The sequence below is a fragment of the Caulobacter sp. GW821-FHT09A05 genome (assembly GCF_059418465.1).
This window is the reverse complement of sequence record NZ_JBWKPX010000021.1, coordinates 52,251-74,779: the sequence shown is the minus strand read 5'-3', so window position 1 is coordinate 74,779 and position 22,529 is coordinate 52,251. Positions and strand designations below refer to the sequence as shown.

Sequence of the window (22,529 nt, the reverse complement as noted above, 5' to 3'; positions counted from 1 at the left end):
TGGGCTGGCTCGCGCAGTCAATCCTTTGCGGAAGAGGGGGCAGGTTTGGGCGTGACGAAATCGAAGGTCTGGACCGAATGGGCCGCCGTGGGCGGGACCAGAACCTCGGGGTGGGACAGGGTGGCCAGAGCGTCTCGACGACCCGCCGCCCAGTGCTCCTCCATGGTCCGGCGCGAGAATTCATAGTCCTTGGACTGACCTTCATAGGTGGCCGAGCGATAGACCAGCTGGACGATGTTGTAGACGGCGGGGTCGGATGCCTCGGCCAGCAGGCGGGCCTGGGGCGTGGCGGCCAGCTCGGGCGGCAACTGGGCGTACAGTTCGTTGAAGGCCGCGCGCAGCCTCTGCAGTTTCTTGAAGCTGTCGGTCGCCGATCGCGTGCGGCTGGAGAACTGCACCTCCTTCATCCGCACCGCCACTTCGGGCAGGTCGCGCGGCAGCACGCCCTGGGCGCTCCACAGGTCGACCTGGAAGATCAGGGTGTCCAGATCCGATCGCGCCGACAAGACCCAGTCCAGCGGGGTGTTGGAGACCAGTCCGCCATCCCAGTAGAACTCGCCTTCGATCTCCACGGCGTCGAAGGCCGGCGGCAAGGCGCCGCTGGCCATGATGTGCTGGGGGCCGATGATGTCGGTTTCATTGTCGAAATAGGCGAAGTTGCCGGTGCGGACGTTCACCGCCCCGACGCTGAAGCGCATGGTCCTGGCGTTGATCCGGTCGAAGTCGACCAGCCGCTCCAGGGTGGGCTTGAGGGCGGCGGTGTCGTACCAGCTCGTCGCGCCGGGCAGGCCAGCGGGCGTCAGGAACGGCGGTGGCGCGCGGGGCTTGAAGAAGCCTGGCACGCCCTTGGCCATGATTTGGCCGGCCGCCAGCTGATTGACCCAGGAACGCGCCATGTCGCCGTTCAGCAGGTCGGTCCACAGGCTGCCCCAGCCGCCGTCATGCGGCTGGCTGACCAGTTCCCAGAACTCACGCAGCCGAGCCACGCGTATCTCACGAGGATTGCCGGCGATGATGGCGCTGTTGATCGCGCCGATCGAGATGCCGGCGATCCAGGTCGGCTCGACATTGGCGTCGAGCAGGGCCTCATAGACCCCCGCCTGATAGGCGCCCAGCGCCCCGCCGCCTTGCAGCAGCAGGGCGACGCTCTCGAAGGCGGTGGCGTTGGGCTTGGGCTGTTCGGGCGGGGCGACGGCTCCTCGGCGCCTGGAGCTGAGCTTGCTACTCACGTTCGGGAACCGGAACGTTGAAGCCGTTCAGCGTCACCGAGACCAGGGCATAGAGCCCGACCAGATAGATCAATTCGTTGGCGCCATGCTGGCCGAAGGTCTTGACCGCCAGGACGTAGAGCGGCTCGGGCAGGACGCCGCCCCGACTCAGCGCATAGGCGACATCGAAGGCGACGCTCTCGTCCGGCGCCAGGTCGTTGGGTTTCAGGTCGGCGACCAGGGTGGCCAGGCGGCTCGGCCGGCATGCCCTCGCGCTCGGCCACGGCGATATGGGCGTAGATCTCGTAGGCGGCGTCGTAGCGCGCCCCGACCACCAGGATGGCGACCTGCCGGACATTGTCGGGCAGCACCGCGTTGGCGGTCATGGCCAGGGTCAGGTCCCAGATCGCCTTGCCGATCCCCGGCTCGTGCAGCCAGGGATTCCAGGGGCCCATCAGGGCGCCATCCTCGCGCTCGACCTTGAAGGCGTTGAAATGGCCGGCGATGCCCTGACGCATGTCGTCATAGAGGCGTCGTTGCTCAGAGGTGAGGTCGGAGGGGGGAATAAGGGGCAGGCGCATCTGGAATCCTTCGACAAGCGAGGAGAGGCCAAGGCGAGGGCGGCGGATCTCCGCCCAGCTATGGTGCGGTGCAGCATCTATGTGGCCGGATCATGTCGATCTGCCCTGGAGCCTGCCTTCCGAAGGCGGGCCGAGGTCGTGGCTGCTGGAGACGATCACGCCGTTGGTGGAGGGCTGATCCTCCCCCGCTGGAGGAGGAGGCCCGGAGGGGCGACTCGGCCCATGCCGAGATGGCCCCCTCAGTCGCTTCGTGACAGCTCCCCCAGGGGAGAGCATCTACCCCTCAGTGCCCTCCCGCCGCCGGCGGCTTGGCCAGCTTGGCCACGTCCGCCTCGGTCACCGGCTTGGCGTAGCTGTTGCCGAAGTGGGTGCGGACATAGGTCAGCACCTCGGCCATCTGGGCGTTGCTCAGCGTCCCGACGAAGCCCGGCATCGCGCCCTTGCCGCCGGTCACCACCATGATCGGATAGGCCGCGCCGGCCAGTTTGGGATTGGATGCCAGCGCCGGGATGGTCCCCGCTCCGGCCGCGCCCTTGGCGTCGGCCATGTGGCAGGCTTGGCAGACCGCGCCATAGACCTGCTCGCCGGTGACGGGCTTGGGCGCGCGGACGACGCCGCCGCCGGTGTCGCCGCTGGGCGGGGTCTGGGCGATGGCGGGAACGGCCAGCAGTGAAACGGCCGCCGCCGCGAAGAGGATCGTCTTCATGCTCAGGCCTCCAGCGCGCGCTTGTGCAGACGGGTGATGGCGTCGATGGACGACAGCAGCGCGCCTTCCATCCAGCAGCCGATATAGCTGGCGTGCTCGCCGGCCAGGACGATGCGGCGGTCCATGCCGACCAGGGTCTGGTAGTGCTCCTTGCGGGCGTCGTCGCTCCAGCGGGCGCAGCAGCCCAGGGTCCAGGGCACCCGGCTCCAGGCCACCGAAGCCCCGCTGGCGAATTCCTTGCGATAGCTCCCCGGATGGATCACCGATCCTTGCGTCAAGGCCGCCTCGATCCGCTGCTCGGGCGTCATGCCGGCCAGGCGATAGGCTCCCATTTCGCGGGCGAACGCGCCCAGCAGCACCGCCGGTCCGTCCTTGAACATGTTGTTGTTCGGGTAGGAGATCAGGGCGATCTCCTGGTCGGTGAAGCTGTGGCCGCCGTAGATGAAATCGTCCTCCTCCCAGAAGCGGCGCTTCATCTCCAGGCCGATCTTGACCTGGCCGGAATAGGGGACGGCCTTGATCGCGGCCATCATCTCGTCGGTCACCTGCAGGTCCATCTGCCCGAGGATGCCCAGCGGGATCGTGCAGACGCACCAGTCGGCCTTGGCCTCGCTGGCCTTGCCGGTCGCGACGTCGGTGAAGCTGACCGTGACGCCCTTGTCGTCCTGGGCGATCTGGCTGACCTTGGCGCCGTAGGTGATCAGGCCGTCGACCTGCCTGGCGAAGGCCTTGCCGATCATGTCCATGCCGCCCACCGGCTGGAACATGGTGGTCTGCATCTCGTGGCCCATGAAGAAGGCCATCGAGGTCCAGACCTGCGGGTCCAGCACGTCGTGCAGGCTGTAGAGGTCCTTGGACGGGATCGGCGCGCCGTCCACGCCGCCGCCGCCCGGCCGTTCGAAGCCGCGGTGCGATGAGGCCCGCAAGGACGCCGAATACTTGTAGTCGTTGTCCAGCATGCCCCAGCCCTTCAGGGCCTCCAGCAGCTTGTCGCGGTCCTCTTGCGTGACCGCCTCGTCCAGGGCCTTGGCGTTGACCGACTTGGCCAGCAGTTCGGCGATGTTGCCCTCGAAGTCGGCGGCGGCGGCGTTGAAGCGCACCGGCTTGCCGCCGAAGGCCTGGGACGAGTGGACCCAGCCCGAATGGTTGAACTGGATGAACGGCTCCAGGGCCACGCCGAACTGCTTGCAGTAGTGCAGCAGGGTCCGGTGGTGGTGCGGGATCCGCCAGGGGCCGGGGTTCAGGTAGTTGCCTTGCGAGAATCCGACCTTCTGGGTCGCGCCGCCCAGTTCGGTATAGACATCTCCCCCGCGAAGGGACCAGTTGCGGCCGCCAGCCCGGTTCTGGAACTCCAGGATCTGGACCTGATAGCCGGCCTTGCGCAGCTCGAATGCGGCCAGCATGCCCGCCAGGCCCGCGCCCAGCACGATCACCTTGGCCCCCGGCCGCGCGCCCTGCAGGTTGGGCGGTCCGTGGAATTGGGTCTCGGCCGCGTGGCCCAGCGTGGTCATCGCCTGATACAACGCCGCCGTTCCGCCGACCTTGGCGATGGCGGACAACAGCTGACGCCGCGTTGGCGTCCTTACACCCGAAACCATGGAAGCCCGTTCCCTACTGAACCGTCGAAACCGGCGGCGCCGCTAAGGGCTAGCAGGGGAGGGCGCCGCGGCGAGGGTTGGCGGGGCGCCAGCCGGCAGGTCGCCTGCAACGCTCCGATTTATCGGCGCCCGCGGGATCGGATTGCGCGCGAACTGTGCAGGCAGGGTGGAGGCGTCTGGCGTGTCGCGGCCGGATGGAAGAGCGTGTCAAACGCTTGGTAAATCGCGCCTCGACGAGGCCATGACGTCAGGCGGCGCGAGGCTGGTCCGGTATGCGCGGCTTTCGGCTCACCGAGACGGATGTTTGACGGAAAATCTCCGCCCGTGCATCGCTGATAGTGAAGACCAGACAATGGGCGAGGGAGAATGTCGGAGGGACGCGCGCGCGTCGTGGCCTGGCTGGGGCGGGAGATTCTCCCCCACGAAGGGGACCTGCGCGCCTGGCTGCGGCGCTCGTTCGCCGTCGCCGGAGACGTCGACGACATCATTCAGGAAACCTATTGCCGCCTGGCCGGCCTGACCCACATCGACCACGTCGACCAGCCGCGCTCCTATCTCTTCCAGACCGCCCGCAATGTCGCGCTGGAGCAAATTCGACGCGCCCGTGTGGTCCGGATCGAGACCGTCAGCGAGATGGACTCTCTCAATCTCATGCACGACGCCCCCTCGGCCGAACGCGTGATTTCCGGGCGACGGGAACTCGAACGAGTCCGCTCGCTGATCGCCGTACTGCCCGAGCGCTGCCGACGCATCTTCGAGATGCGCAAGATCGAAGGCGTGTCCCAGCGCGAAATCGCCCGGCGACTGGGCGTGACCGAACACGTCGTGGAGAACGAGTCGGTGAGGGGACTGCGCGCCATCCTCGCGGCCATGACCGAACAGGACCGCCCCTCCGGGGCCAAGGGACCGAAAGAGAAGACCGATGGTCGAACGCGAAAGCGCCGCTGACATCGAGGCGGACGCCGCCCGATGGGTGGTCCGCGTCGATCGTGAGGGAGACGATCCCGCCGTCCGCGCCGACCTGGAAAGCTGGTGGGCCGGCGACCGGCGCCGGGTGGGCGCCTATGCGCGGGCCGAGGCCGCGTGGCTTCATCTTGATCGGGCCCAGGTCTTCGCGGTCGAAGCGGCGGATCAAGCCGCCGGAAAGTCGGGCACGCGCCGGAGCGTGATGGCGGGCTTCGGGATGCTGGCGGCGGGCGTCGCGGTCGCCGTGGTCGCGCCACGCCTGCTTTTCCGGCGCTATGGCACCGCGCTGGGCGAAATCCGCCACCTGCCGATGGCCGACGGTTCCATGGCCGCGATCAACACCGATTCCGCGCTTGAGGTCGCCATGCGCCCCCGCCTGAGGGCCGTGCGACTGGATCGCGGCGAGGCCTGGTTCGAGGTGGCCAAGGATTCCGAGCGCCCCTTCGTGGTGGAGAGCGGGCCGGTGCGCGTGCGAGCGGTCGGTACGGCCTTCTCCGTACGCAGGCGCGAGGCCGGCAGCGACGTCCTGGTCACCGAAGGCGTCGTCGAGGTCTGGACCAAGGGCGGCAAAACCCCGCCTCGTCGCGTTTCCGCCGGCCAGCGGGTGTTCGCCGACAACACCCTGGGCATCCTGACGCCGCCCAAGGCCGAGGTCGACCTCAATCGGCAGCTGGCCTGGCGCGACGGCCAGATCGTCCTGGACGGCCAGACGCTGGTCGAGGCGGCCGCCGAGTTCAACCGCTACAACAAGCGCAAGATCGAGATCGCCGATGTGCGCCTGGCCGACGCGCGCTTCGTGGGCTGGTTCCGCACGAGCGATCCCGAGGGGTTCGCCCAGGCGGCGGCGACCACGTTCAAGGGCAGCGTCAGCATCAGTGACGAGGCGATCGTCCTTCGGGGCGGCTGAGACCCTCGGAAAGAAAAACCGGCGATTTCTGACGGAAGCCAGGGGGCCGCGCATCGTTTCAAATAGGCGCTCCAAGAAGCGTCGTTGAACCAACCCAGAGGGAGGGGGCGCATGCGGGCGACGCGTGACAGCCACAACAGGTCCTATTGGATGCTCGCGACCGGCGCGACGGCCCTGATGGCCGCCGCCGGGGCGCAGGCCCAGGTGCGCAAGTTCGATGTCCCGGCCCAGCCGGCGGTCACCGGCATTCCCCAGTTCGGCCAGCAGGCCGATTTGCAGATCCTGGCGCCTCAGGCGGCGGTTCAGGGTAAGCGCGTCAACGCCGTGCGCGGCGCCTACACGGCCGAGGAGGGGCTGACGCGCCTGCTGAACGGCGTGGGCCTCGCCGTCGCCTCCAACAACGGCCGCACGGTGGTGCTCGATCAGTCCCCTCAGGCGAACCCGGCCAGCGACCCGGCGCCCGCGCAGGACCAGACGACCGTCCAGGAAGTCGTCGTCACGGGCCTGACCTCGCGCAATCGCCCGCTGATCACGGCCTCGGCGGACATCACCCTGGCGTCGCGCGCCGACATCGAGCGCAAGGCGCCGCGTTCGACCGCCGACCTGCTGGAGCTTGTGCCCGGCATCTTCGTCGAGGGCACCGCCGGCGAGCTGTCGAACAACTATTCGGTGCGCGGCCTGCAGGGCGGCGGCCAGCGCTTCATCCAGTTGCAGGAGGACGGCCTCCCGATCATCTATCAGGGCGGCGGCGCGGACTTCTTCTTCTCGGAGGACGTCACGATCGACCGGCTCGAAGCGGTCAAGGGCGGCACCTCCGGGATCCTGACCGTCAACGGGGCCGGCGCGACGGTCAACTTCATCTCGCGTAAGCCCAATTTCGACAAGCCCGAAGGGATCGTGCGGGCCACGGGCTACAATTACGGTCTCAAGCGCGGCGATTTCTACTACTCGGCGCCGATCGCCCAGAACTTGGCGTTCAACGTCGGCGGCTATGTCCAGAGCAGTCCCGGCGTGCGCAAGAACACCTTCGACTACGACGGCTACCGCCTGAAGGCGATGCTGGAATATCGCTTCGACGAGGGCGGATACCTGCGGGTGACCGGCAAGATCGGCGACATGAAGGCGGCCTACTACGCCGACCAACCCTACGCCTACAGCAACGGCAAGCCGCGCGGCGTTCCTGGCCTGGACACCCAGTTCGGCAATATTGGCGGCGACGCGTTCAACCGGATCTCCGTGCCGGTGTCGACCTTCGTCGAAGGCGACGGCTTCCGTGACTTCCGGCTCAGCGAGGGCGTGCGGGTCAAGACCAGGCAGTTGCGGATCGACTTCGAAAGGCCCCTCAGCGACAGCGTCGAAGTCTTCGCCCGCGCTCGCTACCTGGACCTGAAGGACGACTTCAACGGCCTTTTCCCCGGCTCGGGCACGGGCAATGCGGGCCTGACCAGCGCGGTGAACTACCTGACCCCCGGCGCGACCTCGCCGATCAACAACCTGCTCACCGCGGGCCTGGCCGCCTACCCGGCCACGGTGCGCTTCGGCGCCAAGAACCTGCGGACCGGCGTGGTCATCCCGTCCAGCGACGTCGCGACCCTGAACGCCCTGAACGGCAACGGCTTCCTGCAGGAGACGACGCTCAACCACGACTATCAGTCAGGTCACGATTTCGGCTCCAACATCGGGGCGCGCTGGGAATATCAGGGCGAAGGGTTCAAGAACTCGCTGACCGGGGGCGTCCAATATTACGACGTCAGCCGCAGCCAGAACCAGTCGGCGGTGGCGACCGTGGTCAACGACGTCCGCACCAACAGCGACATCTACGACATCGTCTCGCTCGACGCGAACAACCAGGTCATCGGCGTGCTGAGCGACAACGGGCTGGTGTCATACGGGGACTGGGGAGCGGGCATGCGGCGACGCACCGACAAGTCGGTGTCGCTCTACGCCAACGACGAACTGGCGATCGGCGACAAGATCCACATCGACGGCGGCGTGCGCTGGGAGAGCGACAAGGCCCGGTATCTCGAGGGCAACGCCGCGGCCGTCAACCAGCCGGTGCAGCCCGGGGTGATCGGCGTGGTGCGAACCGTGGGGTCGACCTTCGACGGCACCTATACCGAGAAGCGCAAGACGCAGGACAAGGTCGCCTGGACCGTCGGCGCCAGCTATCTGCTCACGCCGCACTTCTCGGTCTATGGCCGCTACGCCAACGGCTTCCAGACCAACAACACCGATCCGATCACCAAGATCGAGCTCTACGAGGCCGGCGTGCGCTTCGAATACGGCCGCGTCCTCAGCGCGTCGGCGACGGTGTTCCGGACCAATTTCGACAACCAGTTCTACAACTTCATCGACCCGTCCGACCCCACCAAGCAGACCAGCTATCTGGCCGACCTCCGGACGAAGGGGGTGGAAATCGACGCCCTTGTCCGGCCCGTCGACTGGCTCTCGGTCAACGTCACGGGCGTACTCCAGGACCCGACGCTCAACAATCTGAGCCTGAACGGCGTGGCGCAGCCGACCTATGACGGCAATCGCCCCGAGCGGACGCCGGCCCGGCTGTTCACGATCACCCCGGCCATCAAGCTGCCCAACGACCGAGGCGAGATCTATGCCCGGTACAAGTATGTCGGCAAGATCTACGCGGACGCCGGCAATGGGGTGGCGCTGCCGTCCTACGGCGTCACCAGCGCGGGCGTCACCCTGAACCTGAAGGACAATCTGCAGGTCAATCTCAACGTCGACAACATCTTCGACGTCATCGGCCTGACCGAAGGCAATCCCCGCCAGGGTCAGACCCAGAACGCCTCCTCGGGCTATTTCTACGCTCGCGGGATCGTAGGCAGGACCTATGGCGGCTCGCTCACGCTCCGCTTCTAGGGTGCGGGACTAGGAGCAAGGCGGCGGACGCGCAAAGCGTTCCGCCGCCGCCTTGCGCGGTTGGAGAGGCTGCATGTTCAGAGATTTTCGATGGGCCGTCGTCGGCGTCCTGCTCTCGCTGACGGCCTCGGGCCAGGCCTTGGCGACGCCCGACCTGGCCTACCAGTTGACCGAGGGCCAGAACCTCAACGCCTTCGTCCGGGAAGACACCGTCGCCGCCCACCTGCTGCTGCGCAACGGCGAGGACCCCCGCATCCTCGTCGCCTTTCCGGCCGGCAATAGCGGCGTGGGTCTGTGGTTCGAGCGCACGGCCCATCCCGCCACCTGGCGACTGGACCAGCCGCCCCGGCCCATCCACCGCGGCGGGCTCAACGGCGTGATCGTCCGCGCCAGCCTCGACGCTCCACGGCTGGTCGCCAAGCAGGCGGTTCTGTCGAATGTGCGCTATCTGCGGGACTATCAGGCGGTCGGCGACTTTCCGGCCGAGGTCGCGGTCAAGCCCACGATCGACGGCGACACCCTCGCCTGGCGGCGCCCGCGCCTGGATGGCGGGCCTGGCTATGAGCTGGTCCTCCGGGTGATCGGCGGCCGCGTCGACCAGGGCGCCATCGTCGCCGGGCCCGATGGACGAGTCGCGCTGGAGATCACGGCGCTGACCGGCGACACCCCGCTGACGCCGCTGCCGATCGCGCAGTTGCTGAACGCCGACGCGGCAGCGGACCCGGCGGCGCGCAACGCCCTGGCCTTCCTGAGCTATCGCGAGAAGTTCCTCGCTGGCTCCTGGCGCTTCAACACCTATTTCGGCCGCGACACCCTGATGTCGGTGCGGTTGCTGATGCCCGCCCTGCGGCCGGCGGCGGTCGAGGCGGGCCTCAATTCGGTGCTGGCGCGCCTGTCGCCCAGCGGCGAGGTGGCGCACGAGGAAGGCATCGGCGAGTTCGCCATCGTCCAGAACCGCAAGGCCGGGCGCGACGGCGACGCCGCCGAACTCGACTACGGCATGGTCGACGACGACTACATGCTCGGCGCGGTCGCGGCGGACTACCTGCAGGGGCCCGGGCAGGCGAGGGCGCGGACCTGGCTGGCCCAGCCCCTGGCGAGCGAGGGCCAGCCCGGGGTCCGCGCGGCGACCGGCGCCATGCTGGTGAGTAACCTGCGTTTCGTGCTGAACCAGAGCCGCGGCTTCGCCGATGCCCCCGCCGTCGGAACGCTGATCGCGATCAAGCCAGGACGGACGACGGGAGAATGGCGGGACAGCAACGAGGGGCTGGGCGGCGGCGTCTACCCCTATGACGTCAACGCCGTCCTGGTCCCGGCGGCGATCGAGGCGGCCGACCGCCTCTTCCGCGCCGGCCTGCTGGATCCCTATCTCTCGGCCGAGGATCGCGTGCTGTTCGGCGACGCCGCCCGCATGGCCCGGGTCTGGCGCGCCAAGGCGCCCCCCCTGTTCCGGATCGAACTGCCGGCCGCCGAGGCCGCGGCGTCGATCCGGTCCTACGCCCACAGCCTGGACCTTCCCGCGGCCCCGGCCCTGCGGGCCCTGGACCAGAAGCCGCTCTTATTCCACGCCCTGTCACTGGAGGCCACGGGCAAGCCCGTGCCGATCATGAACTCCGACGAGGGCTTCGCGCTGCTGTTCGGTCATCCATCGGCGGCGGATCTCGACACCTACGTCACCGCGATCATGCGCCCCTTCCCAGCGGGGCTAATGACCGATGTCGGCCTGGTGGTGGCCAACGCCGCGTTCGCGGACCCCGAGGTCCGGACGCGTTTCACCCCGGCCGCCTATCATGGCGCGGTGGTCTGGTCCTGGCAGCAGGCGCTGCTGGCGGCGGGGATCGAACGACAACTGGCCCGCCGCGACCTTCCCGCGGCCACGCGTGATCACCTGACGGTCGCCCAAGGCGCGCTTTGGCGGGCGATCACCGCCACCCGCGAGGTACAGAGTTCGGAGCTCTGGTCCTGGACGTTCCGCGAGGGGCGTTACATCGTGGCGCCCTTCGGGGCCGGAAAGGCCGACGCCGATGAATCAAACGCCGCGCAGCTGTGGAGCACGGTCTATCTGGCGGTGCGGCCGCCGACGGCGCGGGTTCACCCTCGGTACGAGCCGACCCCGGCAGGCAAGGCCGCGGGCGTGAAGTAGAGGCGAGGCGGCAGATCGGCCAATTCCATCCAGCCTCGATCGGGAAGGGAGGTCGCATGAACTGCATCGCACGGGTCGTGATCCTGGGCGGCGGAACCGCCGGATGGATGACCGCGGCGGCGCTCTCGCGCTGCTTTGGCCGCTCGCTTCGCATCGACCTGGTGGAGTCGGATGCGATCGGCACGGTGGGCGTCGGCGAAGCGACGATACCGACGATCCACTGGTTCAACGAGTTGGTCGGCCTCGACGAAGCGGCGTTCGTGCGCGCGACCCAGGCCAGCTTCAAGCTCGGCATCCAGTTCGTCGATTGGCGGCGTCCTGGACATCGCTACTTCCACCCGTTCGGCCGCTACGGCGTCGAGCTGGACCAGATCCCTTTTCATCAGCATTGGCTGAAGGCGCGCGCGGACGGCGGCCAACATCCCCTGGCGGCGTTCTCGTTGGCCACGGCCCTGGCCGAGGCCAACCGCTTTGCAAAGCCGGTCGCCGATCCCCGTTCGATCCTTTCGACCCTGGGATACGCCTATCACTTCGACGCGACGCTCTATGCCGCGCATCTGCGCCGCCTGGCCGAGGCCGCCGGCGTGATCCGTCATGAAGGCAAGGTCGCGACAGTCGAGCGTGATCCGGAAAGCGGCTTTGTCACCGCGTTGGCGACGGAAGATGGGGCACGGATCGAGGGTGAGCTGTTCATCGACTGCTCGGGCTTCAAGGCGATGCTGATCGGCGAGACGATGGACGCCGCGTTCCAGGACTGGTCACACTGGCTGCCCTGCGACCGCGCCGTGGCCGCGCCCTGCGCCCGTGTCGCCGAGACCACGCCGTACACCCGGTCGACCCTGCGCCCGGCGGGCTGGCAATGGCGCATTCCCCTGCAGCATCGCACCGGCAACGGCTATGTCTACGCCAGCGCCTTGGTGTCCGACGACGAGGCGGCCGCGACGCTGTTGCGAAACCTGGATGGCGCTCTGCTCGCCGATCCGCGCGTCTTGCGCTTCAAGGCCGGGTTTCGGCGTGAAAGCTGGCGGGGCAATGTCGTCGCGATCGGTCTGTCGTCGGGCTTCCTGGAGCCGCTCGAGTCGACCAGCATCCATCTGATCCAGAGCGGCATCGCGAAACTGATCACGCTGTTTCCCGACCGTGATTGCGATCCCCGCCTGGCTCGCCAGTTCAACACCTTGTTCGCGCGCGACATGGATGGAATTCGCGATTTTCTGATCCTGCACTATCACGCGACCGAAGGGCATGAGACGCCTTTATGGCGGCAGGCTCGCGCCATGGCGCTGCCTGACACCTTGATCGACAAGCTGGCGCATTATCGCAGCTCCGGCCGCCTGATGCTGGCGCCCGACGAGCTTTTTCGCGAAGCCAGCTGGCTGGCGGTGCTGGAAGGGCAGGGCGTTTCCGCCGAAGGGTGCGCGCCGTTGGCCGCCACGCTCGATCCCGCGCGAAACCTGCGACAGCTGGATGACATCGCGTCGATCATCGCCCGCGCGGCGCCGACGCTTTCTCGCCATGACGCCGCGATTGACGAACTGGTCCGATCGGCCAGCAAGCCCGGTGGCTAGCCCGGGGGACGCGTTTCGATCTGCGTACCGCCGTCCCAAGCCATGGCGTCCGAATGTCCGGCGCCTGGAGCGCGCCCAAGTTCCGATGATGGCGCCATCCGGACTGGAAGATTTCGGGCGAGGGCCTGAAAAGGCCATCGCGAGTCCCGTCTTCGATACCAGGCGGCGTTCGCCGACGAAGACGCCCCGATCGGGTCTGCCCGACGGCGCATGCGCATGGCGCAGGGCGGCCGCGCCTCGCGCAGATCGCGCGGCGATCAGGGGCGAGGTGTGAGCGGGCCCGAACCCGATCGGGCCCGCTCGGGTCCTAGCTACTCCGGGGTCGCGGCCATCAGGATTTGAGCCATGGTCGTGGCGATGCTCTCGACATCGCGCGCCTTGTTGACCTCCATGCCTTCCTCCAGGGAGTGGGCGCGGAAGGTGACGAAGCCCGCGCCGAGGGTGACGGCGGGCTTGCCGAGGCTCATCGGGATATTGGCGTCGGTCGAGCCGGCCACATAGCCCATCGGCTTGCCCAGGGCGTCGCCCACGGCCGCGATCCGCTGCACGAACGGGGCCGAGATCGGCGTCTCGCCCACGGGCCGGTCGCCGACCATCTTGTTGTCGAGGCTGATCTCGCCGCGCTTGGTCGAGCGGGCGGCGTTCTCGGCGGCCACGGCCTTGGGCAGGATGGCCAGATAGGCGTCCTCGACCGCCTTCAGCTCGGCCGTGCCGGACGAGCGCATGTCGACGGTCATGGCGACGGAGAACGGGATCGAGTTGACCGAGGTGCCGCCCTCCAGGAGGCCGATGTTGTAGACCGTGCGCGGATCGCTCGGGACTTTCAACTCGCCGAACTGCTTGGCCGCGTCGGCCAGGGCGAAGGCCGGATTGACCGTGCCGAAGTCGCCCATGCTGTGGCCACCGGGACCCTTGAAGGTGGTCTTGTAGCGCTTGGAGCCGACGCCGCCGTTGACGATGACGGTCGGGCCGCTGGGTTCGAGCGAGATGAAGGCGTCGATCTTGTCCTTGTAGCGCCCCTTGAGGAACAGCTCCTTCATGCCGCGCAGGTCGCCGGGGCCTTCCTCGCCCACGTCGCCCACGAAGAGGATGTCGCTCTTGGTCTGGATCCCGGCGGCGTTGATGGCGCGCAGGATGGCCAGGATCGAGCCCAGGCCCACCGTGTCGTCGCCGACGCCGGGCGCGTAGAGCTTGTCGCCCTCACGGCGGACCTTCACGTTGGTTCCGGCCGGGAACACGGTGTCCAGGTGGGCCGCCACCACCAGCAGGCCGCCGCCGCCCGTACCCTTGCGCAGGCCCATGACGTTGCCGGCCGCGTCGGTTTCCAGATCGATCAGGCCTTCCTTGGCCAGCATGGCCAGATAGGCCTTGCCCTTCTCGGTCTCGCCGAAGGGCGGGGCCGGGATCTCCGTCAGGGTGACGATGTCGGCCACGGTCTGGTCGTACCCGGCCTCCAGGGCGTCCTTGGCGACCTTGAAGCGCTTGCTGGCCATCAGCGCCTTGGCCTGCTTGGCGAAGGGGGAGGTCGGAGCCGGGGGGCGAACATTGCCGAACTCACCCGGCGCCGGGGCCGGCTTGGTCTGGGCGAGGGCCGGGCTGGCGAGGGCGCAGAGGAGGGCGGCCATGGCCGCCGATGTCATGCGAGTTTTCATCGATTGATCTTTCGATACGAACTGGAAGGGATCAGAAGCTGCGGCGGACCATCACGCCCAGGACGCGCGGGGTCAGGCTGACGACCTGATCCAGGGCGCCGGCGGCGGAGGTGATCGAGACGGGGCCGACCGAGTTGGTCAGGTTCTGGGCGAAGGCATAGGCCCCCCAACCGTCGCCTTCGACGCCCACGCGCGCGCCCACGACCGAATAGGCCGGGACCTTCTCGTAGTAGACGTAGGTCGGGCGGAACTGCGAGGCCGTCTTGTCGGTGTAGCTGGCGTCCAGGTGGACCAGACCATTGAGGCCGCCGCCGATCGGCCAGAGGTAGTCGGCGCCAAGCGATGCGCTGACCTTCGGCACGAACGGCAGGCGGTCGCCCCGCAGGCCGGTCGACCCGGACACCGTCACCGAAGAGTTGGTTTGGTCCTCGGTCAGCTTGGCGTCCGACACGCCCAGGGCGCCGGTGATGGTCAGGCCGGTCGCCGGGCGCAGGGTCGCTTCCAGTTCCACGCCCCGGATGCGGGCCGCGCCGGCGTTGGTGATGATGAAGAAGTTGGCCCCGACATTGGCCTGGGCCTGGACCTGGATGTTGCTCCAGTCGATCTGGTAAGCCGACAGGTTGACGGTCAGACGACGGTCGAACCAGTCGCTCTTCACGCCGGCCTCGTAGTTCCACAGGCTGTCGGGCTGGAACGCCACCAGGCCGCTGGTCAGGCCCGGGATGTTGTTGGCGCCGCCGGGGCGGAAGCCCTTGGAGGCCTGGGCGTAGACCATCAGGTTCTTGTCGACCTCGTAGGAGACGTTGACCCGTTCAACCCAGCCCTTGGCGCTGGCGTCGACCTGGCTGCGGGCGGTCACCGGAGAGTTGGAGATCACGTTGCCGATGGTCACGGCGCCGGCCACGGTCTTGTCGTAGTCGAAGCGGCGAGCGCCGCCCGTCACCGTCAAGGCGTCGGTGATGTGGTAGGCCAGCTCGCCGAAGAAGGCGGTCTGCTTGACGTCGTTGTCGATGTAGCGCGCGCCCAGCGGGTCGAACGGCCTGACGGCCTCGCCGGTGGTGGCGTCGGCGCGGGTCTGGATGCTGTCGACGTGGTCCTTGCGGGTCTCGTAATAGACGCCGCCGGTCCAATCGAGCTTACCCTCGAACAGATCGCCGTTCAGGCGCGCCTCGTGGGTCCAGGTCTTCAGGCTCATCGGCTGCCAGGAGACCGCCGGACCGCGGGAGTCCGCCCAGGCGGTGTACTGGCCAAGTTGCGCGCTGGTGCAGGCGGTTCCGGACAGGCCGAAATAGCGGCCGCAGGCGGCGTTGCTGGTGCGGTTGTTGGCGATGTTGTTGGTCCAGTCGCTGTTCCGAAGCATCTTCCATTTGTAGTAGGACGACGTCGCCGTCAGCGTGGCGAAGCCAAGGTCCCACTCGCCGGTGACATTGTAGAGCGCCAGCTTGGAATTGCTGGGCGCGATCGTCTTGCGGTCGGACTTGTAGCGGCCGGCGATCCCGGCCCAGCTGGACTGGCCGTCGATCGATTCCTTCTGCTGCGCCGCCGTAGCCCGGATCGTCAGGTCCTCGGTCGGGGTGAAGGTCAGCATCAGCCGCCCGCCGCTGGAGGCCGAACCGTTGACGTCGTTCTTCTTCAGCGGAACGCTGTCGACATAGCCGCCGCGCTCCTCGCGATAGAGCACCAGGCGCGCGCCCAGCTTGTCCTGGATCAGCGGCACATTGACCATGCCCTTGGCGTAGTAGCCGGCGTCGCCGTTCTTGGTGGTCGTGGCCTGGCCCTCGACCGCGCCGGCGTAGGCTTGGGTGTCGGCCTTGTTGAAGATCACCCGCAGCGTGCCGCCCATCGAGCCCGAGCCGTACAGCGTGCCCTGCGGACCGCGCAGCACCTCGACGCGCTGGACGTCGAACAGGTTGATGTCGGGCGTGGTCGAACCGGCGTCCTGGGTGGTGCCGGTCGGGCCGGTCAGGGGGGTCTCGTCGTAGTAGAGGCCGGTGGTCGCCTCGCCGGCGCTGCGCACGCCGCGCAGGGTCAGGCGGCGGTTGGACGGGGTGTTACCGTCCAGATTGAGGTTCGGCACCTGGCGGAAGTAGTCGTTGATCCCCGTCGCGCCCAGGCGGCTCAGCGTCGTTTCGCCGACCGCCGAGATGCTGAGCGGGGTGTCCTGCAGGTTGGTCTGGCGCTTGAGCGCCGTGACCACCACCTCGTCGAGCGCGACGGCGGGCGGGTTGGCGTCCTGGGCGTGGGCGTGGGCGCCCAGCAGCGCGGTGAGGGCGGTCGTGGCCAGGGCGGCGGGCCGCAGGGCGCGGGAAACTGTACGGTTCAAGTTTGATCCCCTTTGTCTTTGGGCCGGCCATGGGGCCGGTTCCAGGCGCAAGACGGGCGAGGGGAGATCGCCCTTACGCCTTTTTTCGCCGTCCTCGCGGTTCAGCGGGGATCGTGGGTGGTGCGCGTGGAATGGGCGTGATCTGATCAAATCTTGGGCGCTCGGGGCGAATGTCGCGGAAGAGGGGCAAGGGGACATCCGCTCGGGGGCCCGTTCGATTAGCCGGGGATCCGTGCGATGGGAGAGCGGAGTGTCGGGACAGTCAGCGCTCAGTCGGGTCCAGCCGGGCGATGTCGACATCGTCGTGCGTCGCCACGAGGGGGCGTTGCGTCGGTTCGTGGGCTCCCGCCTCGGCGGGAGCGCCGATGTGGACGACATCGTGCAGGAAGTGTTCGTCCGCTTCGCGCGACGAAGCCCGGGCGAGGCGATCGAGCGGCTCGAGGCCTATCTTTTCCAGACCGCCCACAACCTCATCCGCGATCGGGCCCGCCATCGACAGGTGCGACGCGACGCGGCGACCGAGGTCGAGGACGCCAGCGCGGCCCAGACGCCGATCAGTCCCGAACAGACGCTGATCGATCGCCAGACCCTGGCCCTGGTTCGCCAGGCCCTGGCCGACCTGCCCGAGCGAACCCGCAACGTCTTCCTGCTTCACCGGGTGGACGGTCTGCGCCATCAGGATATCGCCAGCGCGCTGAACATGTCGCTCAGCACCGTGGAGAAGGATGTGCGACGCGCCATGGCCCACCTGACGCGGCGGATTCGCAGGCCATGACGACCATGATCGAGACGCCTGCCGCCAACGACGATGATCTGGGCGACGTCTACGACGCCGCCGCGACCTGGCATGAGCGCAGGGCCGGTCCAGGCTGGAGCGCGGCCGACGATCTGGCGCTGACGGCCTGGCTGGAGGCCGATCCGGTTCACGCCCAGGCCTATCAGGACATGGACGAGGTCGGCGGGCTGGTCGATGTCGCCGCCGCTACGGGCGGCCTGGACCTGGAGATGGCGCGGGCGCGGAGCGCGATTCGCGGCGGCGTGGCGCGCCGCCGTCCGCGTCAGGCGGTTGGCCTGCTCGCCGCCAGCCTGGTCGGCGCGGCCATCCTGGCCGGCGCCGGAGGCCTGGCGTGGCGGATGGTCCAGGCGCCCGCGACGGCGTCCTATGTCGCCGCGCCAGGAAAGCCGACCAATATCGTGCTGGCCGATGGCTCGCGCGTCAGCCTCGACGGCGGCGCGGAGCTCAAGGCGGCGATCGGACGGCGGACGCGCGCGATCACGCTGACCCGCGGGCGGGCGTTCTTCGACGTCGCCCACGACGCCAGCCGCCCCTTCGACGTGAGGGGAGGCGGCCACGTGGTCCGGGCGTTGGGCACGGCGTTCGAGGTCGATCTGGCCGCGCCGGCGTCGTCGTTGCGGGTTTCCCTGCTGAGCGGGCGGGTGCGGGTGCGCGACGCGGGGGGCGGTCGCTCCGTTGAGTTGTCGCCCGGGCAGGTCTTGGTCGCTGACGCAACGGGGCGCGAGCAGGTCTCGACGGCGAACGTCGCCGCCGCCACGGCCTGGCGCGACGGAAGACTGGTGCTGCACGGCGAGACGCTAGAGGCCGCCACGGCCGAGTTGAACCGGCACGGCGGGCGAAAAATCGTCGTCATGGGCGCGGCGCGGGACCTGCATGTCAGCGGCGCCTTCCGCAGCGACGATCCGGAGGCCTTCGCCCGGGCGGTCGCGGCCCTGCACGGCCTGACGATCGGTCGCGCGGCCGAGGGGGTGATCACCCTGTCTCCGGCCAGGGATTCCGGTGCCGCGGCGGACTAGCCGCGTCGCGGCGCTATGGGTCGCGGCGGGGCTGCTGGCCAGCGCCTCTTCGGCCTTCGCCGCCGCTTCCCGCTACAGTGTTCCGGCGGGCCCCATGGGCGGGGCCCTGCAGGCCTATGCCGAACAGACCGGCGTCGACGTGCTGTTCGCGCCGGAGGCGGTCGCCGCGCTGCGTTCGCCTGGCGCCCAAGGCGCGGAGAGTCCGGAACAGGCGTTGCGGCGGCTGGTGCGAGGCAGCGGCCTGCGGGTGCGTCGGATCGGGCCGTCGGCCTTCGTCATCGCGCGCGCCACGCGGTCGCGACAAGGCGTCATGCCGCAAATCTCCGCCGCTCCGCCGGTCGCCGCCCCGGCTGAGCCCGCTGCCTCGCTCGACGCGCTGATCGTCCAGGCCCGCAGGCGAGACGAGCGGCTGATCGACGTTCCCGCGTCGGTGTCAGTGGTGTCGGCGGCCGACCTGGAGCGCTTTGGCGGCGATGGCGTCCTGGCCCTGCGCCAGGGCGCCCTGGGCCTGACCGCGGCCGGCCAGATCACCACCGACACCCCGACCCTGGTGATCCGGGGGCAGAGGCGCGCGACCTCCGGGGAATCCGCGCTTTCGGTCATCACCTATCTGAACGAGGCGCCGCTGCCCAACAACGGCTCGGTCCTGCCCCTGTTCGACATCGCCGAGGCGCAGGTGTTGCGCGGGCCGCAAGGCGTGCTCTTCGGCCGCAACACCACCGGCGGCGCTCTGCTGATCCACACCAGCGAGCCGGGGAAGGGGGGCTATCTGCGCCTGGCGACCGGGGGCCGCAACCTGCGCGAAGTCGAGCTGGCCAGGGATTTCGGGGCCAGCGACGCGACCTTCGTCACGCGGGTCGCGCTCTATGGCCTCAAGCGCGACGGCCTGGTCGAGAACCTCGGCGTTGGCGAGGATCTGGACGACCGTCGCCAGGTCTCGGCCCGGCTATCCATGGCCTACCGCCCGGCGGGGCCGCTCTCGGCGCTGCTGATCCTGGACAGCTTTCGGGCCTGGGAGACCGGCACGGCCAACATCCTGTACGGTGTTTACCCCAATCCGCCGGATGTCACGGGCGGCGGCTCGGCCCGCACCGAGGACGCCACGCCGTATTTCGACTGCGGCCACGCTGGCTGCGACATCGACCTGGCCCTCCAGGAACAGCGCGCCCTGGGACCGCGCCGGACCCGCGTCGACCTGGCTCCGCGCTCGAACCGCCGCAACGACGGCGGCACGCTGCGGCTGGACTGGCGGCGCGGTGATCTGGACCTGCGCTCGTTGACGGCGTTCCGGCGGACCGTGCTCTACGGCGCACAGGACATCGACGGCTCGCCGCTGCCGCTCAACCAGACCGTCCGGCAGATCGACACCCAGCAATTCACCCAGGAGCTGCGCGTGGTCGGGATGAGCGGAGAGACCCACTGGCAGGCTGGGCTCTTCTATCTGGACACCCGTCCGAACGGCTTGCAGAAGACCCAATGGTGGAGCGCGGTGACGCCCGCCAACCCGTCGCAGCTGGAATTCCAGTACCGCTGGGGCGAGAGCCAGGCGGGTTTCGTCGACCTCACGCGCGCCTTGCCCCGCGATTGGGAGTTCGAGGCCGGCTTCCGTTATACGGTCGATCGCTCGAGCGCCTGCTTCGCGCGGGTCGCCGCGCCCAGTCCGGACATTTCGGCGGCCGCTTGCGGCGCGCGCAGCGCCACGCGCTCGTCGGCGCCCAGCTGGAGCCTGGGGCTGACCTATCGCGGCTGGTCGAATGCGACGCTCTATGCCGTGACCCGCCGAGGCTATCGCGCCGGCGGCGTCAACGCGCCGGTCTTCGCCGCGGCGCTGGCGCCCTATCAGGCCTATCGGCCCGAGCGGGTCACCGATGTCGAGCTGGGCTTCAAATGGGCCGCGACGGACGGCGACTGGAGCCACGGCGTCGACGCGGCCCTCTATGCCGGCCGCTCGGACGGCATCCAGCGGGCGGTCTTTCCGCCGGCGAATTTCGATCGCGATGATCAGGCCAGGAACGATCCGCCCTATCTGATCATCAACGCCGGGGCGGCGACGATCGGCGGCCTGGAGATGGGATGGCGCGCGCGCCGGACGGACGGGCCGACCTTCACGCTGACGGCGACCTTGACCCGGGCCCACTTCACGTCACTCGCCATTCCGACCGTTCTGGCGAGCTTGACGCCGACCAACCCCGCCGGCCTGCGGTTCTCCTACACGCCGCCGTACAGCCTGCGCGCGGGCGTGGAATGGCCCGTGATCCGCTCGTCGCGCTGGGGACGGCTGGATGGCTGGGCCGACGTCTATCGCAGTGGTCCCGTCCGTTACGTGGAGCGGGCGAATGACACCAACGGTTTGCAGAACGCCTATTGGGTCGCGGGTCTGGGTCTGGTCTTCCAACCCCCTGGTCGCGACGATCTGAAGATCTCGGTCACGATCAACAACCTGTTCGACAAGGCCTACGCCGCCGGGGGAGGGGCCATAACGCCCGGCATCACCGCGACCTCGATGATCTATGGCGAGCCGCGCCTTGTGCAGGTCGCTGTTCGGAAAGGATTCTAGCAAGGTGGCGGCCGGTGCTCGTCAGGCCGCGGAAGGAAGCAGGCGAGTTCCCGCGAAAAGCCCCGTCAGGACCTTGGCCAATTCCGACGGATGGAAGGGTTTCTGCAGCATGGCGAAGGCCCTGTAGCCGTCCCGCAGCCTGTTTCTGTCGTAGCCGGTCGAGAACAGGAAGGGGATGCTTCGAGCGACAAGCGCGTCGGCGACGGGATAGCTCAATTGCTGGTCGAGCGAGACGTCGAGAATGACCGCGTCGATCGCCTCGCCGGCCACCAGCCGCAGCGCCTGGTCGATCCGCGAGGCCGGGCCGACCAGCGTGCAGCCGAGGTCTTCAAGCATGTCCTCCAACAGACAGGAGATGAGCAATTCGTCTTCGACCAGGAGGATGCGGCGGCCGATTAGTTCGGGGGTCATGGCCCCACCGGGGGCTTCAACGGCATGGCGATCTGGCAGATGAGGCCCGATGGTTCGTAGGTGACGCGGACCTCGCCGCCGATATCCTGCGCCAGTCCGCGTTCGATCAGGCGCGAGCCGAAGCCCTTGCGGCTCGGGAGGGCGACCAGGGGGCCATCGCTCTCCTGCCAACGAAGGTGCAGCCTGGTCTCGCCCGGCGTGGTTTCGACGCGCCAGCCGATGTCGACCTGGCCCCCGGCGACCGACAGGGCCCCGTGCGTTGAGGCGTTGGCCGCCAGTTCATGGAACACCAGGGCCAGGGACAGGGCCGCCTTGGCGTGCAGCCGAACATCCTCGCCCTCCAGCTTGATGCGAGGCGGAGCGTCGCCACCCAGTCCGTACGGCTGCAGGATGCGGTCCAGGACGTCCTGCAGCGGCACGGCGTCCCAGCTGTCCCGGCCAAGCAAGCCATGAGCCTTGGCCAGCGCCAGGACGCGGCCTTCGAAGGCCTGCACGACGGCGCTGTCCTGGGACCGGAGGGTTTGGCCGGCGATCGCCAGCACCGTGGCCAGCGTGTTCTGGGTGCGATGATTCAGTTCGTCCAGGAGGAAACGGAGGCGTTCGGCTTCCCGCTTGGTTCCGGTGATGTCCACGAACGACGAGAAGTGCTGCACGACCAGGTCATTCGCGTCCCAAACCGGGTTGATCGACAGCGAGGCCCAGAACGTGCCGCCGTCACGGCGCTCGTCGCAGATCTCCAGCTGTTCGTGGAATTCCCCGGCGAACGCCGCCTCGATCCTGGCCAAGGCCTCCAGATTGTTGCCGCGCGCCAGCAAGAAATCGAACGGCTTGCCGAGCACCTCCTCGCGACCATAGCCGGTCAAGGCGAGAAAGGCGTCGTTGGCGAAGATGATCGGGTTGCCGGCTTCGGTGGCGTTGGTGAACACCATCGCCGATCGGGTCGTCTCGGCGGCGATGACGAACGGGCCGAGGTTCTTTCGGAAGCCCTCGACCTCGTCCTCCGCGATCTTCTGGCGGGCGGCTCTGGTGGTGATGCGCGGCATGACTGCCCTCGATCTCTCAGGCCGGGGGCGCGACGGGCGCGTCGCTTCGCGCTCGAAACGACGACGGTCGGGGGAGAGGATTCCCCCCCTAGAGTTAACAATGCCTTCCTCGCGCTTTGGTTGCGTGTTCGATCGGCAGGCGTCCTGACGTTTCAAAGGACGAAGAACCAATCG

16 protein-coding genes are annotated in these 22,529 nt (G+C 68.4%); 8 read left to right on the top strand and 8 right to left on the bottom strand.

From position 1 onward, the window contains the following. Positions 1–17: 17 nt before the first annotated feature. The 4 genes from AC07NX_RS18625 to AC07NX_RS18610 form a co-directional block, all read right to left on the bottom strand. The gene (locus tag AC07NX_RS18625; protein ID WP_494643803.1) at positions 18–1,229 is read right to left on the bottom strand and encodes a patatin-like phospholipase family protein; all 1,212 of its coding nucleotides are present in this window, start codon (positions 1,227–1,229) and stop codon (positions 18–20) included. Beyond that, the gene (locus AC07NX_RS18620) at positions 1,222–1,566 is read right to left on the bottom strand and encodes a hypothetical protein (RefSeq protein WP_494643802.1); all 345 of its coding nucleotides are present in this window, start codon (positions 1,564–1,566) and stop codon (positions 1,222–1,224) included. Before AC07NX_RS18620 ends, AC07NX_RS18625 begins: the two co-directional genes overlap by 8 nt. Positions 1,567–2,072: 506 nt before the next feature. After that, the gene (locus AC07NX_RS18615) at positions 2,073–2,495 is read right to left on the bottom strand and encodes a c-type cytochrome (RefSeq protein ID WP_494643800.1); all 423 of its coding nucleotides are present in this window, start codon (positions 2,493–2,495) and stop codon (positions 2,073–2,075) included. A 2-nt stretch (positions 2,496–2,497) separates the two neighbouring features. Continuing rightward, complete coding sequence (locus AC07NX_RS18610; RefSeq protein ID WP_494643798.1) at positions 2,498–4,093, bottom strand: flavin monoamine oxidase family protein; 1,596 nt, start codon at positions 4,091–4,093, stop codon at positions 2,498–2,500. A gap of 366 nt (positions 4,094–4,459) precedes the next feature. On the opposite strand from AC07NX_RS18610, the gene AC07NX_RS18605 reads away from it, so the two are divergent. From AC07NX_RS18605 to AC07NX_RS18585, 5 genes are all read left to right on the top strand, one after another. Continuing rightward, positions 4,460–5,041 carry an RNA polymerase sigma factor gene (locus tag AC07NX_RS18605; protein WP_035073479.1) on the top strand — a complete coding sequence of 194 codons (582 nt, stop codon included), beginning with the start codon at positions 4,460–4,462 and terminating at the stop codon, positions 5,039–5,041. Continuing rightward, complete coding sequence (locus tag AC07NX_RS18600; protein WP_494643797.1) at positions 5,016–5,966, top strand: FecR family protein; 951 nt, start codon at positions 5,016–5,018, stop codon at positions 5,964–5,966. Before AC07NX_RS18605 ends, AC07NX_RS18600 begins: the two co-directional genes overlap by 26 nt. A gap of 111 nt (positions 5,967–6,077) precedes the next feature. Beyond that, positions 6,078–8,846: a TonB-dependent siderophore receptor gene (locus AC07NX_RS18595; protein ID WP_494643796.1), complete on the top strand. Its 2,769-nt coding sequence runs from the start codon at positions 6,078–6,080 to the stop codon at positions 8,844–8,846. A 73-nt stretch (positions 8,847–8,919) separates the two neighbouring features. Beyond that, on the top strand, positions 8,920–10,989 hold the full coding sequence (locus AC07NX_RS18590; RefSeq protein ID WP_494643795.1) for a hypothetical protein: 2,070 nt from the start codon (positions 8,920–8,922) through the stop codon (positions 10,987–10,989). Positions 10,990–11,045: 56 nt separating this feature from the next. After that, entirely contained in the window at positions 11,046–12,557 is a 1,512-nt protein-coding gene (locus AC07NX_RS18585) for a tryptophan halogenase family protein (RefSeq protein ID WP_494643793.1), read from the top strand. Positions 12,558–12,868: 311 nt separating this feature from the next. Here the strand turns inward: AC07NX_RS18585 and AC07NX_RS18580 are convergent, their stop codons facing one another. Further along, positions 12,869–14,182, bottom strand: coding sequence for a M20/M25/M40 family metallo-hydrolase (locus tag AC07NX_RS18580; protein ID WP_494643792.1), 1,314 nt, complete (start codon positions 14,180–14,182; stop codon positions 12,869–12,871). Between the two features lie 58 nt (positions 14,183–14,240). Further along, positions 14,241–16,532 (bottom strand): TonB-dependent receptor, encoded by a 2,292-nt coding sequence (locus AC07NX_RS18575; RefSeq protein WP_494643791.1) that lies wholly within the window; start codon positions 16,530–16,532, stop codon positions 14,241–14,243. 250 nt (positions 16,533–16,782) lie between these two features. Between AC07NX_RS18575 and AC07NX_RS18570 the strand changes: the two genes are divergently transcribed. Genes AC07NX_RS18570 through AC07NX_RS18560 form a run of 3 tightly spaced genes read left to right on the top strand, consistent with a single transcriptional unit; the run spans position 16,783 to position 20,901 of the window. Further along, positions 16,783–17,307 carry an RNA polymerase sigma factor gene (locus tag AC07NX_RS18570; protein WP_494643790.1) on the top strand — a complete coding sequence of 175 codons (525 nt, stop codon included), beginning with the start codon at positions 16,783–16,785 and terminating at the stop codon, positions 17,305–17,307. After that, positions 17,304–18,344: a FecR family protein gene (locus AC07NX_RS18565; protein ID WP_494643788.1), complete on the top strand. Its 1,041-nt coding sequence runs from the start codon at positions 17,304–17,306 to the stop codon at positions 18,342–18,344. The genes AC07NX_RS18570 and AC07NX_RS18565 overlap by 4 nt, the downstream gene beginning before the upstream one ends. Further along, positions 18,328–20,901, top strand: coding sequence for a TonB-dependent receptor (locus tag AC07NX_RS18560; RefSeq protein ID WP_494643787.1), 2,574 nt, complete (start codon positions 18,328–18,330; stop codon positions 20,899–20,901). The genes AC07NX_RS18565 and AC07NX_RS18560 overlap by 17 nt, the downstream gene beginning before the upstream one ends. A gap of 21 nt (positions 20,902–20,922) precedes the next feature. On the opposite strand, the gene AC07NX_RS18555 is transcribed toward AC07NX_RS18560, so the two are convergent. Further along, positions 20,923–21,312 (bottom strand): response regulator, encoded by a 390-nt coding sequence (locus tag AC07NX_RS18555; RefSeq protein ID WP_494643786.1) that lies wholly within the window; start codon positions 21,310–21,312, stop codon positions 20,923–20,925. After that, positions 21,309–22,355, bottom strand: a complete 1,047-nt coding sequence (locus AC07NX_RS18550) for an HWE histidine kinase domain-containing protein (protein ID WP_494643784.1) — start codon at positions 22,353–22,355, stop codon at positions 21,309–21,311. The genes AC07NX_RS18555 and AC07NX_RS18550 overlap by 4 nt, the downstream gene beginning before the upstream one ends. Positions 22,356–22,529 lie beyond the last annotated feature (174 nt).

Bases quoted from the DNA above. Each gene is read 5' to 3' on its own strand.
- AC07NX_RS18595 (WP_494643796.1), top strand. From the start codon at position 6,078: ATGCGGGCGACGCGTGACAGCCACAACAGGTCCTATTGGATGCTCGCG.
- AC07NX_RS18590 (WP_494643795.1), top strand. From the start codon at position 8,920: ATGTTCAGAGATTTTCGATGGGCCGTCGTCGGCGTCCTGCTCTCGCTG.
- AC07NX_RS18605 (WP_035073479.1), top strand. From the start codon at position 4,460: ATGTCGGAGGGACGCGCGCGCGTCGTGGCCTGGCTGGGGCGGGAGATT.
- AC07NX_RS18580 (WP_494643792.1), bottom strand. From the start codon at position 14,182: ATGGCCGCCCTCCTCTGCGCCCTCGCCAGCCCGGCCCTCGCCCAGACC.
- AC07NX_RS18600 (WP_494643797.1), top strand. From the start codon at position 5,016: ATGGTCGAACGCGAAAGCGCCGCTGACATCGAGGCGGACGCCGCCCGA.
- AC07NX_RS18550 (WP_494643784.1), bottom strand. From the start codon at position 22,355: ATGCCGCGCATCACCACCAGAGCCGCCCGCCAGAAGATCGCGGAGGAC.
- AC07NX_RS18565 (WP_494643788.1), top strand. From the start codon at position 17,304: ATGACGACCATGATCGAGACGCCTGCCGCCAACGACGATGATCTGGGC.
- AC07NX_RS18620 (WP_494643802.1), bottom strand. From the start codon at position 1,566: ATGTCCGGCAGGTCGCCATCCTGGTGGTCGGGGCGCGCTACGACGCCG.
- AC07NX_RS18610 (WP_494643798.1), bottom strand. From the start codon at position 4,093: ATGGTTTCGGGTGTAAGGACGCCAACGCGGCGTCAGCTGTTGTCCGCC.
- AC07NX_RS18615 (WP_494643800.1), bottom strand. From the start codon at position 2,495: ATGAAGACGATCCTCTTCGCGGCGGCGGCCGTTTCACTGCTGGCCGTT.
- AC07NX_RS18555 (WP_494643786.1), bottom strand. From the start codon at position 21,312: ATGACCCCCGAACTAATCGGCCGCCGCATCCTCCTGGTCGAAGACGAA.
- AC07NX_RS18585 (WP_494643793.1), top strand. From the start codon at position 11,046: ATGAACTGCATCGCACGGGTCGTGATCCTGGGCGGCGGAACCGCCGGA.